The organism is Cupriavidus pauculus (assembly GCF_003854935.1).
Lineage (GTDB): Bacteria > Pseudomonadota > Gammaproteobacteria > Burkholderiales > Burkholderiaceae > Cupriavidus > Cupriavidus pauculus_C.
Genome location: NZ_CP033969.1, coordinates 2,338,731 through 2,350,827 on the forward strand (window position 1 = coordinate 2,338,731; position 12,097 = coordinate 2,350,827).

Consider the following 12,097-nt stretch of genomic DNA (forward strand, 5'->3'; position numbering starts at 1 on the left):
GGCCAATGTCAGCACAACGCCCCGCAAAGTCCGTTCCGGCCCAGCCCGCCGAGGCTGCCTCTCCGAAGCCCAGTCAGCATCCCGCCCCCCGCGAGGCGGGCGCTGGCGCGCGGCCGCAGCAGCCACCCGCGGCGGGCCAGCCACCCCGTCCGCCCCGGCCGCCGCGCACCCCCCGTCCGCCCCGGCCCGAGGGCACCCCGCGCCCGGCCCGGCCGGAAGGCGAGGGTAGCGGTGCCGGCGCCGCCGGGTCCGACCGGCCGGGCCGGCCACCCCGGCCGCCGCGCGCGCCGCAGCCGGTGCGGCTGGCCAATCCGCTGCCCGAGATCACGTTTCCCGAAGCACTGCCGGTGTCGGCGCGGCGCGACGAGATCGCGCAGGCGCTGCTGGCCAACCAGGTGGTGATCGTCTCGGGCGAGACCGGCTCTGGCAAGACCACGCAGCTACCCAAGATCGCGCTGTCGATCGGCCGTGGCCCGGCGCGTGCCGACAAGCCCGGCGGCGGCCTGATCGGCCACACCCAGCCGCGCCGCATCGCCGCCACGTCGACGGCCAAGCGCATCGCGCAGGAACTGGGCACCCCGATGGGCGAGCACGTGGGCTACCAGGTGCGGTTCAACGACACGATGTCGGCCGGGGCGTCGGTCAAGCTGATGACCGACGGCATCCTGCTGGCCGAGACGCAGAACGACCCGCTGCTGCGCGCGTACGACACGCTGATCATCGACGAGGCGCACGAGCGCAGTCTGAACATCGACTTTCTGATTGGCTACCTGCGGCAGATCCTGCCCCGGCGGCCCGACCTGAAGGTCATCATCACGTCGGCGACGATCGATGCGAAGCGCTTTGCCGAGCATTTCGCGCGCGACGGCAAGCCCGCGCCGGTGATCGAGGTCAGCGGCCGGCTGTATCCGGTGGAAATCCGTTACCGGCCGATCCAGGAAGACCAGCCGCCCGCAGGCCAGGGCGCCGCGCCGCGCACCGAGCGCGCCCGCGAGCGCGACCTGTACGACGGCATCGTCGACGCCGTGGACGAACTGTGCCGGCTGGGGCCGGGCGACGTGCTCGTGTTCCTGCCCGGCGAGCGCGAGATCCGCGAGGCGGCCGAGGCGCTGCGCAAGCATCATCCGCCCCACACCGAGATCCTGCCGCTGTTCGCGCGGCTGTCCGTGCAGGAGCAGGAGCGCGTGTTCCGGCCGTCGAACGCGCGCCGCATCGTGCTGGCCACCAACGTGGCCGAGACGTCGCTGACGGTGCCCGGCATCCGCTATGTCGTCGATACCGGGCTGGCGCGCGTCAAGCGCTACTCGTACCGCAACAAGGTGGAACAGCTTCAGGTGGAGTCGATCTCGCAGGCGGCCGCCAACCAGCGCGCCGGCCGCTGCGGCCGGGTGGCCGACGGCGTCTGCATCCGCCTGTACGAGGAAAGCGATTTCCTGGGCCGCCCGCGCTTCACCGACCCCGAGATCCTGCGCTCGTCGCTGGCGGCGGTGATCCTGCGCATGAAGGCGCTGCGGCTGACCGACATCGAGGCATTCCCGTTCATCGAGCCGCCGCTGGGCCGGGCCGTGGCCGATGGCTACCAGCTGCTGCAGGAACTGGGCGCGCTCGACGACGACAACCGGCTGACCGCCATCGGCCGCCAGCTCGCCAAGCTGCCGCTGGACCCGCGCGTGGCCCGCATGATCCTGGCCGCGCGCGACCAGCATTGCCTGCGCGAGGTGCTGGTCATCGCCAGCGCGCTGTCGGTGCAGGACCCGCGCGAGCGCCCGCAGGAGGCGCAGGAGGCGGCCGACCAGGCCCATCGCAAGTTCATGGACGAAAAGTCCGAGTTCCTGGGCTGGGTCAGGCTCTGGAAGTGGTTCGAGGAGGCGGTGGCGCACAAGAAGACCAACCGCCAGTTGCAGGACCAGTGCCGCGCGCACTTCCTGTCCCACGTGCGGCTGCGCGAATGGCGTGACGTCCATTCGCAACTGCTGACCACGGTCAGCGAGCAGGGCTGGCGGCTTAACGAGACCGAGCCGACATTCGAGCAGGTGCACAAGGCGCTGCTGACCGGGCTGCTGGGCAACGTCGGGCTCAAGCTGGACGAGGCCGACGGCAAGGGCCGCGAGTACCTGGGCGCGCGCGGCATCAAGTTCCACCTGTGGCCGGGCTCGCTGATCGCCCGCAAGGTGGGCCGCTGGATCATCGCCGCCGAACTGGTGGAAACCAGCCGCCTCTACGCCCGCACGCTGGCGCGCGTGGAGCCCGAGTGGGTGGAGCAGGTGGGCCGCCACCTGCTCAAGGTGAGCTGGAGCGAGCCGCACTGGGAGAAGAAGGCCGGACAGGTGCTGGCGCTGGAGCGCGGCACGCTGTACGGCCTGCCGGTCTACCAGAACCGGCGCGTGGACTTCGGGCCGATGAACCCGCAGGAGGCGCGCGAGATCTTCCTGCGCAGCGCGCTGGTGGAGGGCGAATTCGACACGCGGCTGCCGTTCTTTGCCCACAACCAGCGGCTGGTGCGCGAGATCGAGAACCTGGAGCACAAGTCGCGCCGGCAGGACGTGCTGGTGGACGACGCGCTGATCTACGCGTTCTACGACCGCGCCATCCCGGCCGACATCCACAACCAGGTGGCGTTCGAGCAGTGGTACCAGGCCGAATCCGCCCGGGACCGCAAGCTGCTGTACCTGAACCGCGACGAACTGATGCGGCACGAGGCGGCCGGCATCACGACCGACCTGTTCCCCAAGGTACTGCCGATTGCCGGCATCGACATGGGACTGACGTACCACTTCGAGCCGGGCAGCCACCGCGACGGCGTGACGCTGACCGTGCCGCTGTACGCGCTGAACCAGGTGCGGCCCGAGCGCACCGAGTGGCTGGTGCCGGGCATGATCAAGGAAAAGGTGCACCTGCTGCTGAAGTCCCTGCCGCAGAAGCTGCGCCGCCACTGCGTGCCGCTGCCGGACTACGCGGCCGGGTTTGTCGACCGGCAGCCGTTTGGCGAGGGCGACCTGATCGACGTGCTGATCGCCGATGTCCGCGAGCAGACCGGCACGATGATCCGCCGCGCCGATTTCAAGCTGGAAACGCTGCCGGTGCACCACGCCATGAACTTCAAGGTGATCGACGAGCACGGTCGCCAGCTGGACATGGGCCGCAACCTGGCCCAGTTGCGCGCCGAACTGGGCGGGCAGGCCCAGCAGTCGTTCCAGACCATCGCCGCGCGCGACGTGCCGGCCGCCGAGGCCGGGCAGTACGAGAACCTGACGTCGTGGTCGTTCGGCGAACTGCCGGAACTGCTGGAAATCCGCAAGGGCAGCCAGACGCTGTTCGGCTACCCGGCGCTGGTGGACCGCGGCGACCACTGCGACGTGGAAGTCTTTGACGACCCGCAGGAGGCGGCGCGCGTGCACCACGCCGGGCTGCGGCGGCTGTTCGCGCTGCAGTTGCGCGAACAGGTGAAGTTCATCGAGAAGAACATCCCGAACCTGCAGCAGATGGCGATGCAGTACATGACGCTGGGCACGCAGGAGGAATTGCGCAACCAGATCGTGCTGATGGCGCTGGAGCGCGCGTGCCTGCAGCCGCCGCTGCCGCGCAACGAGGCCGAGTTCAACGCGCGCAAGGAAGAGGGGCGGGCGCGGCTGTCGCTGCTGGCGCAGGAAATCGCCCGGCTGGTCGGGTCGATCCTGGCCGAGTTCGCGTCGCTACCGCGCAAGCTGCTGCAGGCCAAGCCGTTCGGCTCGGCCTACCAGGACCTGGAAGGCCAGTTGAGCCGGCTGATGACCAAGTCATTCGTGATCGACACGCCATACACCCAGCTTGTGCACTTTCCGCGCTACCTGAAGGGCATGGCGATGCGCGTGGACAAGCTCAAGGGCGACCCGGCCCGCGACGCCCAGCGCATCCAGGAAATGGCGCCGCTGGTGCAGCAATGGCAACGCGCCGAGAAACAACTCCGCACCCAGGGCCGCGGCGCCGTGGACGAACGCATGGACGAATTCCGATGGATGCTGGAAGAACTACGCATCGCGCTGTTCGCCCAGGAACTCAGGACGCCGCAGCCGATGTCGGTGAAGCGGCTGCAGAAGGTGTGGGAGTCGATGCAGCGGTAGGGGGCAGGGTCAAGTCGCGTCCCTGGGGGTGCTCCCCTCTCCCGCCTGCGGAAGAGGGGTTGGGGGTGAGGGCCAGCGGTTCTCATTACGACAAGTCGCAATTTGCACCTCAACACCCTCACCCCCGGCCCCTCTCCCGCGAGCGCGGGAGAGGGGAGCCAACCGTTGGTAACCCACCGCCCACATGTATCCAAATGTAAGTAACCCTTAAGATTCCCTCCATATCGTCATCGAAACGCATGGCCGAAACGTTAGAATGCGCGATTCGCCTTGTTTCCCACGGATTTTTCGGTCTTATGCTCGCGTTGCGTCGTGTCGTAACAGTTGCGGTTGGCGTGTTGGCGCTGGCCTTGGTGTCCGCGCCGGCTCACGCGGAAGTGGTCACGATCCTCAATTCGGGTGACGCAAGCGTCACGCTGATCGACAAGGATACGCAGAAGGTGCTCGAAACCTTCCCGGTGGGCAAAGAGCCGCACCACCTGATTGCCACGCCGGACGAGAAGTCGCTGATCGTGGCCAACGCGGTTGGCAACGACCTCGTGTTCCTGGACCCGGTGACCGGCAAGGTGCAGCAGCGCGTGCCGAACGTCGACGACCCCTACCAGATCGGATTTTCGCCAGACAACAAGTGGTTCGTGGCCACCGGCAACCGGCTGGACCGCGTGGACGTGTACCGCTGGGACGGTCATCAGCTCAAGATGGCCAAGCAGTTCTCGCTGCCCAAGACGCCCAGCCACATCGCGTTCACGGCCGACAGCAAGATCGCCTTCATCACGCTGCAGGATTCCAACCAGATCGCCGCCATCGACCTCGTCACGATGAACGTGATGTGGATCATGGAAGCGGGCTCGGCGCCGGCCGGCATCTGGGTCACGCCGGACCAGAAATATCTGCTCGTCGGCATGACCGGCGCGGACTACGTGGCCGTGATCGACTGGCGCACGCGCACCGTGGTCAAGCAGATCCAGACCGGCAAGGGCGCCCACAACTTCCGGGCCGTGGGCGACAGGCGCCACCTGTTCCTGACCAACCGCGTGTCCGGGTCGATCAGCATCATCGACCAGCAGACGCTGTCGAAGGTGGGCGACATCACGGGCCTGCTGCCCGGCCCCGACGACATGGAACTGACCGCCGACGGCAAGACGCTCTGGGTGACGTTCCGCTGGGCGCGCTCGGTGGGGCTGATCGACGTGGCGAGCCGCAAGCTGGTGAAGACGATCCGCGTGGGCAAGTCGCCGCACGGCATCTATTTCAAGACCCGGGCTCCGCTCTACTGAGGACACCATGCGCAGGCTGATTTCGCGCGTTGCGGCGCTGGCGCTGGCCCTGTCCACCGGGATGGCCGGGGCGGCCGGTGCCGGGCAGCCCGCGGGCGCCTGCCGCGCGGGCACGCTGTACCTGACCTTCGACACCGGCAGCATGAGCCAGGCGGAACTGATCGCCCGGACGCTGCGCCGGCATCACATTCGCGCCACGTTCTTCCTGGCCAACGAGCCCACCGTCAACAAGGACAGCTCGCTGGACCCGGCCTGGGCGCCGTACTGGAAGGCGCTGGCGGCCGACGGCCACGCGTTTGGCACCCATACCTTCGACCACGTCTACCTGCGCGGCGTCCGCGACGGCAAGGTGACCATGCGCCCGCAGTTCGGCGCGCACGCCGGCCGGGACACGGTCATGGACCAGGCGTCGTTCTGCGCCGAGCTGCGCCGCAGCGCCACGGCGTTCCAGTCGATGACCGGCCAGCCGATGGTGCCGCTGTGGCGCGCGCCCGGCGGCCGCACCGCGCCGCAGACGCTGGCATGGGCCGAGCAATGCGGCTTCCGGCACGTGGGCTGGGCGCCGGCGGGCTTTCTGGGCGACGAGCTGTCTTCCGAGAAATTTCCTAACCAGGCGCTGCTGGACCGCGCGCTGCGCGACCTGCGCGATGGCGATATCACGATGGCGCACCTTGGCATCTGGTCGCGCAAGGACGCCTGGGCGCCGGCCGTGCTGGAGCCGCTGATTACCGGGCTGGCGCAGAAGGGCTTCTGCTTTGCCACGCTGCGCGACCATCCGCAGTACAAGGCGTGGATCGCGCAGCAGGGGGCGGCGCGGTGATGTGGGACGCCTTCACCAACTGGCTCAACCTCTGGGTCGGCCAGATCGAGGCCACGGTGTTCCAGGACGCCATCCTGCCCGTGGTCTACAACCTCGGCTTCGGCGGCTACGCCGAGGACGCCTTCACGGGCACGGAATGGCTGCTGGTGGGCCTGGTCCAGATCGCGGTGATGGTGCTGATCCTCGGGCCGCTGGAAAAGCTGCGCCCCGTGGAGCCGGTGACCGACCGCAGGGCCATCCGCACCGACATGCTCTATACGGTGATCCACCGGCTGGGGCTGTTCCGGCTGGCGATGTTCTTCGTGCTGGCGCCGCTGATGGACGGCATCGAGGGCCACCTGCGGCTGCTGGGCTGGCAGCGGATCAACGTCGAGGACTGGTGGCCGGGCGTGACGTCGGTGCCGCTGGTCAGCTTCTTCGTCTACCTGCTGCTGTTCGACCTGCTCGACTACTGGTACCACCGGCTGTCCCACACCTACCGCTGGTGGTGGAGCCTGCACGCGCTGCACCACAGCCAGCGCCAGATGACGCTCTGGAGCGACAACCGCAACCACCTGCTGGACGATATCCTGCGCGATGCCGTATTCGCCACGGTGGCGCTGGGCGTGGGCGTGGAGCCGTCGCAGTATGTGCTGCTGGTGGCGCTGTCCCAACTGCTGCAAAGCCTGCAGCACGCCAACCTGAAGCTGCACTTTGGCTGGGTGGGCGAGCGGCTGCTGGTGTCGCCGCGCTTTCATCGTACGCACCATGCCGTGGGCCTGGGCCACGAGCAGGCGGCGGCCGACGGCCGGCCCGTGCGGCTGGGCGGCTGCAACTACGGCGTGATCTTTCCGTGGTGGGACATGCTGTTCCGCACGGCTGTGTTCACCGACGCCTATTACCCCACCGGCATCCGCGACCAGCTGCCGCCGCCCACGGGCCGCGGCCGCGACTACGGCGCCGGCTTCCTGGCCCAGCAGTGGCTGGGTATCAAGCGCCTGCTGAGGCTGGGCTGAGCGGGGCGCCGCGAGGCTGTGCTAGGCTCTCGTGGCTTTCCTGAACTCCTTCGCGCAAGCTGCATGAACGATATCCTCCGCTCGTTTGGGCGTGCCGTGGCCGGCCAGTTTCATCCGCGCATGCTGATGCTGACGGTCATCCCCTTTGTCCTGGCCACCGTGCTCTGGGGCGGCCTGATCTGGTGGGGCTGGGACCCCATCATGGGCGGCGCCCGCACGCTGCTGGAAGGCTCGGTCTTCACGAGCTGGATCTATTCGATGCTCGACTGGCTGGGCCTGCAGTCGCTGCGCACCGTGGTGGCGCCGCTGTTCGTGCTGACGCTGGCGATTCCGCTGGTGATCGCGTCGATGCTGGTCTTCATCAGTTTGTTCTCGGTGCCGGCGGTGGTGCGGCACCTGGAGCGCAGCTATCCGGACCTGCACAAGGCGCACGGCGGCAGCATCGCCGGCAGCGTGTTCCAGGCGCTGGGCAATACGGTGGTGTTCCTGCTGCTGATCGTGGTGACCATGCCGCTGTGGCTGATTCCGCCATTCTTCGCGCTGATCCCGCCGGTGCTGTGGGGCTGGCTGACCTATCGCGTGATGACGTACGACGCGCTGTCGGAGCACGCCACGGCCGAGGAGCGCAAGACGCTGATGAAGCGCCACCGCATGCCGCTGCTGATGATCGGCGTGGCCGTGGGGCTGCTGGGATCGGCGCCGACCTTGCTGTGGGTCTGGTCGGCGGTCATCATCTTCCTGTTTCCGGTGGTGCTGGCCGGCACGCTGTGGCTCTACGTGCTGATCTTCATCTTCTCGGCGCTCTGGTTCGGCCATTTCTGCCTGCGGGCGCTGGCGGACCTGCGCGCCGAACGCGCGGCCGCGGCGCCGCCACCGCCGCCCGCGGGCGACGTGATCGACCTGGCGCCGTCGGACGTGCGCCGCATCGGACAACCCTGAACATCAAGACAAGCGGAAGGGGCATCATGGGTTTCGGATTGATTGTCATCGGCGACGAGATCCTGTCGGGACGCCGCGAGGACAAGCACATGCGCCGTACCATCGAACTGCTGGGCGCGCGCGGGCTGGCGCTGGACTGGGCCGAGTACGTGGGCGACGAGCGCGGGCGCATTACCGCCACGCTGCGGCGCACGTTTGCCGGCCCGGACGTGGTGTTCTGCACGGGTGGCATCGGCGCCACGCCGGACGACCATACGCGCCAGTGCGCGGCCGCCGCGCTGGGCGTGGAACTGGCGCTGCACCCCGAGGCGCGCGAGCAGATTGCGCTGCGCATCGCGGAATCGGCCAACGGCGATCCGGTCAAGGCCGACCTGAACACGCCCGAGAACCAGCACCGCTTCAAGATGGGCGAATTCCCGGTGGGCTCGCGGATCATCCCGAACAGCTACAACCGCATTCCGGGCTTCTCGGTGGCCGACCACCATTTCATGCCGGGCTTCCCGGTGATGGCGTGGCCGATGATGGAATGGGTGCTCGACCACTACTACACCGACCTGTTCCACCTGGACGCCGAGCAGTCGCGGGCGTTCTACGTGTTCGAGGCGCCGGAGTCGACGCTGACGCCGTTGATGGAGCAGGTGGAAGCCACGTTCCCGGGCATCCGCGTGTTCAGCCTGCCGTCGGTGGGCGATGTCAGCCGCGGCGACCGCTTTGCGCGGCGCCATATCGACCTGGGCGTGAAAGGGCCGGCGGACCTGGTTCTGCCGGCGTACGCAATGCTGCTGGACGGCGTGCGCGGCATGGGCTTCGAGATCGTCGAGCAGTAGGGCGCACAGCGCCCAGGCAAGAACCTTCAGGAACCCATCAGGCCCCGTGCCACGGCAGGCCGCGGAAGCACCAGCCTTCCACGGTCTTGCGATGGTGGGCGTCGTCGCGGGCGCCTTCGAACCCTTCCAGTACATCCATCGCCAGCGTGTAGCCGGCCTCGGTGGCCACGCGCGCCGCATGCTTGGAGCGGGCGGCGCTGCGGCACAGGAACAGCACCGGGGCGTCCTGCGGCACGCGGGCCTTCAGCTCGGCCACGAAATTCGGGTTCTGGGTGCCGCCGGGGTACGTCGACCACTCCACATGGGCAAACTGCTCGTCCGGCACGGCCACGCCGCCCACCCAGTCCAGCTCCGCCTGCGTGCGCACGTCGACCAGGACGGCGCGCGGGTCGGCCTGCAGCAGGGCGTAGGCTTCCTGCGGGGTGAGGGCGCCGTAGTAGGCAAGCTGGCCCTGTTGCTGGCGGTCGTGGGCGGCCTGGAGGAGCGTGTCTCGGGTAGTCATTGTGTGCGGCGGAGTCAATAGAAAGCGGGCAAGTCCGGCGTCGGCCCGATGTCATGGCAACAAAGCCCAAATCTTCGCTGGGAACCGGCCGGAATCGGCGCTATTCTAGCGCCCGGCCGTTGCGAGCGGCCCGAAAAATGACCTGCGTGAAATGCCTCGTTCTGGTGCGGGTAGGCGGCGAAGGCACCGATACGGTGCGGTAGCTTGAATCATGCACCATATTGGTGTTTCATGGATGGCGGACAGGCCCTCTGGCCGCGCCAGCGCGTGGCCGGATCGTGCGGCGGACAGGATTGCATGCAATCCGGAATCGCCTCCACGGTGCCGACTTGGCCGCAGATGCACGTTTTTCGGGAAGTCTGTGCGATTGGCGGCCCCGTCGGGACGGGCGTTGGCATGCTTTCTGCTAACATCCCTCGTCCCTTTTGGGGCGGCCAGATCGGCAGGTCCGGAGGTCGCACCAACAATGGCTTTCTCAGACACAGCCTCGAATTTCCAGGAGATAGGCATGGCGCAGAGCGTTGCAGATGTGATGAAGCTCGTGAAGGAAAACGACGTCAAGTTCGTCGACTTCCGCTTCACGGATACCAAGGGCAAGGAACAGCACGTCTCGGTTCCGACGTCGCACTTCGACGAAGACAAGTTCGAAAGCGGCCACGCCTTTGACGGTTCGTCCATCGCCGGCTGGAAGGGTATCGAAGCGTCGGACATGCTGCTGATGCCGGATTCGGGTACCGCCTACATCGACCCGTTCTATGAAGAACCGACCCTGGTCCTGACCTGCGACGTGATCGAACCGTCGGACGGCAAGGGCTACGACCGCGACCCGCGCTCGATCGCCAAGCGCGCCGAGGCCTACCTGAAGAGCACCGGCCTGGGCGACACCGCCTTCTTCGGTCCGGAACCCGAGTTCTTCATCTTCGACGGCGTGACCTGGAACATCGACATGCAGGGCTGCTCGGTGAAGATCCAGTCGGAAGAAGCACCGTGGTCGTCGGCCAAGGAATTCGAGCACGGCAACAGCGGCCACCGTCCGGGCAAGAAGGGCGGCTACTTCCCGGTCGCCCCGATCGACACGTTCCAGGACATGCGTTCGGAAATGTGCCTGATCCTGGAATCGCTGGGCATTCCGGTTGAAGTGCACCACCACGAAGTGGCTGGCCAGGGCCAGAACGAAATCGGCACGAAGTTCAGCACGCTGGTGCAGCGCGCCGACTGGACGCAACTGCAGAAGTACGTGATCCAGAACGTCGCGCACACCTACGGCAAGACCGCCACGTTCATGCCGAAGCCGGTGGTGGGCGACAACGGTTCGGGCATGCACGTCCACCAGTCGGTGTGGAAGGACGGCCAGAACCTGTTCGCGGGCAACGGCTACGCCGGCCTGTCGGAATTCGCGCTGTACTACATCGGCGGCATCATCAAGCACGCCCGCGCGCTGAACGCCATCACCAACCCGGGCACGAACTCGTACAAGCGCCTGGTGCCGGGCTTCGAAGCCCCGGTGAAGCTGGCCTACTCGGCCCGCAACCGCTCGGCCTCGATCCGCATCCCGTATGTGGCCAACCCGAAGGGCCGCCGCATCGAGACGCGCTTCCCGGATCCGCTGATGAACCCGTACCTGGGCTTCTCGGCGCTGCTGATGGCCGGCCTGGACGGCGTGATGAACAAGATCCACCCGGGCGAAGCCGCCGACAAGAACCTGTACGACCTGCCGCCCGAAGAAGACGCGAAGATCCCGACCGTCTGCTCGAGCCTGGACCAGTCGCTGGAGTACCTGGACAACGACCGCGAGTTCCTGACCCGTGGCGGCGTGTTCTCGAACTCGATGATCGACGCCTACATCGAACTCAAGATGGAAGAAGTCACGCGTTTCCGCATGACGACGCACCCGATCGAGTTCGACATATACTACTCGCTGTAAAGCGAGAACGGGTTGCCAGGTTGTGACCGGGCAACAGTTGCACCAGGAAGGGGCGGCTTCGGCTGTCCCTTTTTGTTTTATCGGCGACGTTGATCGCTAGAATGGGGCTCCTTCCCTAACCGTCATGGCGACGTTCATGAAAGCGATTTCGAACAAGGGTTTCCGCATGGCCGGCAGCGTGCTGCCGCACCAGATGCGGGTGCGTTTCCCCATTCTGGTGACGATGGCTGCCATCGCGCTGGGCGCCTGGATGGCGCCGGCGGCCGCGCAGTCGTCGGACGTGTACCTGTGCAAGGGCGCCAGCGGCGTGCCCGAGTACCGCAACGGCAATCCCGGCAACAGCAAGGACTGCAAGAAGCTGAACCTGCCGGACGTGGTGACCGTGCCGGGCGGCCGCACCAGCGGCGCGGTGACGTCGGGGACGAAGGCTGCCGCCACGTCGCCGGCCGCGTTCCCGCGCGTGGACAGCGCCACGCAGAAGAACCGCGACAGCGAGCGCCGGTCGGTGCTGGAGCAGGAGCTGCAGGCCGAGGAATCGCGCCTGGCCGGGCTGCGCGCCGAGTACAACAACGGCGAGCCCGAGCGCCAGGGTAACGAGCGCAACTATCAGAAATATCTCGATCGCACGGCACGGCTGCGCGATGACGTGGCGCGCAGCGAGGCCAACGTGGCGTCGCTGCGGCGCGAACTGTCGAACCTGAAGGACTGAAGCC

At 67.3% G+C, this 12,097-nt stretch carries 9 protein-coding genes; 8 read left to right on the forward strand and 1 reads right to left on the reverse strand.

Translation table 11 applies throughout. From position 1 onward, the window contains the following. Positions 1-5 precede the first annotated feature (5 nt). The 6 genes from hrpA to EHF44_RS12445 all read left to right on the forward strand — a co-directional run bounded on the left by hrpA (position 6) and on the right by EHF44_RS12445 (position 8,958). Entirely contained in the window at positions 6-4,100 is a 4,095-nt protein-coding gene (hrpA, locus tag EHF44_RS12420) for an ATP-dependent RNA helicase HrpA (protein ID WP_124684010.1), read from the forward strand. A gap of 296 nt (positions 4,101-4,396) precedes the next feature. Further along, complete coding sequence (locus tag EHF44_RS12425) at positions 4,397-5,377, forward strand: beta-propeller fold lactonase family protein (protein WP_124684011.1); 981 nt, start codon at positions 4,397-4,399, stop codon at positions 5,375-5,377. A 7-nt stretch (positions 5,378-5,384) separates the two neighbouring features. Next, the gene (locus EHF44_RS12430) at positions 5,385-6,197 is read left to right on the forward strand and encodes a polysaccharide deacetylase family protein (protein ID WP_124684012.1); all 813 of its coding nucleotides are present in this window, start codon (positions 5,385-5,387) and stop codon (positions 6,195-6,197) included. After that, positions 6,197-7,192, forward strand: coding sequence for a sterol desaturase family protein (locus tag EHF44_RS12435; protein WP_124685094.1), 996 nt, complete (start codon positions 6,197-6,199; stop codon positions 7,190-7,192). Before EHF44_RS12430 ends, EHF44_RS12435 begins: the two co-directional genes overlap by 1 nt. Before the next feature lie 63 nt (positions 7,193-7,255). Then, complete coding sequence (locus tag EHF44_RS12440) at positions 7,256-8,131, forward strand: EI24 domain-containing protein (protein ID WP_124684013.1); 876 nt, start codon at positions 7,256-7,258, stop codon at positions 8,129-8,131. A 26-nt stretch (positions 8,132-8,157) separates the two neighbouring features. Next, complete coding sequence (locus EHF44_RS12445; protein WP_124684014.1) at positions 8,158-8,958, forward strand: competence/damage-inducible protein A; 801 nt, start codon at positions 8,158-8,160, stop codon at positions 8,956-8,958. Positions 8,959-8,995: 37 nt separating this feature from the next. Here the strand turns inward: EHF44_RS12445 and EHF44_RS12450 are convergent, their stop codons facing one another. After that, entirely contained in the window at positions 8,996-9,460 is a 465-nt protein-coding gene (locus EHF44_RS12450; RefSeq protein ID WP_124684015.1) for a rhodanese-like domain-containing protein, read from the reverse strand. 508 nt (positions 9,461-9,968) lie between these two features. On the opposite strand from EHF44_RS12450, the gene EHF44_RS12455 reads away from it, so the two are divergent. Together EHF44_RS12455 and EHF44_RS12460 are read left to right on the forward strand one after the other, a co-directional pair. After that, a complete protein-coding gene (locus EHF44_RS12455; protein ID WP_124684016.1) occupies positions 9,969-11,384 on the forward strand; it encodes a 3-hydroxylaminophenol mutase in 1,416 nt (471 codons plus the stop codon). Positions 11,385-11,520: 136 nt separating this feature from the next. Continuing rightward, a complete protein-coding gene (locus tag EHF44_RS12460) occupies positions 11,521-12,093 on the forward strand; it encodes a DUF4124 domain-containing protein (RefSeq protein ID WP_124684017.1) in 573 nt (190 codons plus the stop codon). The last annotated feature ends 4 nt before the right edge of the window (positions 12,094-12,097 follow it).

Coding starts and splice junctions, on each gene's coding strand:
- EHF44_RS12435 (WP_124685094.1), top strand. CDS start 6,197: ATGTGGGACGCCTTCACCAACTGGCTCAACCTCTGGGTCGGCCAGATC.
- EHF44_RS12425 (WP_124684011.1), top strand. CDS start 4,397: ATGCTCGCGTTGCGTCGTGTCGTAACAGTTGCGGTTGGCGTGTTGGCG.
- hrpA (WP_124684010.1), top strand. CDS start 6: ATGTCAGCACAACGCCCCGCAAAGTCCGTTCCGGCCCAGCCCGCCGAG.
- EHF44_RS12455 (WP_124684016.1), top strand. CDS start 9,969: ATGGCGCAGAGCGTTGCAGATGTGATGAAGCTCGTGAAGGAAAACGAC.
- EHF44_RS12450 (WP_124684015.1), bottom strand. CDS start 9,460: ATGACTACCCGAGACACGCTCCTCCAGGCCGCCCACGACCGCCAGCAA.
- EHF44_RS12460 (WP_124684017.1), top strand. CDS start 11,521: ATGAAAGCGATTTCGAACAAGGGTTTCCGCATGGCCGGCAGCGTGCTG.
- EHF44_RS12445 (WP_124684014.1), top strand. CDS start 8,158: ATGGGTTTCGGATTGATTGTCATCGGCGACGAGATCCTGTCGGGACGC.
- EHF44_RS12440 (WP_124684013.1), top strand. CDS start 7,256: ATGAACGATATCCTCCGCTCGTTTGGGCGTGCCGTGGCCGGCCAGTTT.
- EHF44_RS12430 (WP_124684012.1), top strand. CDS start 5,385: ATGCGCAGGCTGATTTCGCGCGTTGCGGCGCTGGCGCTGGCCCTGTCC.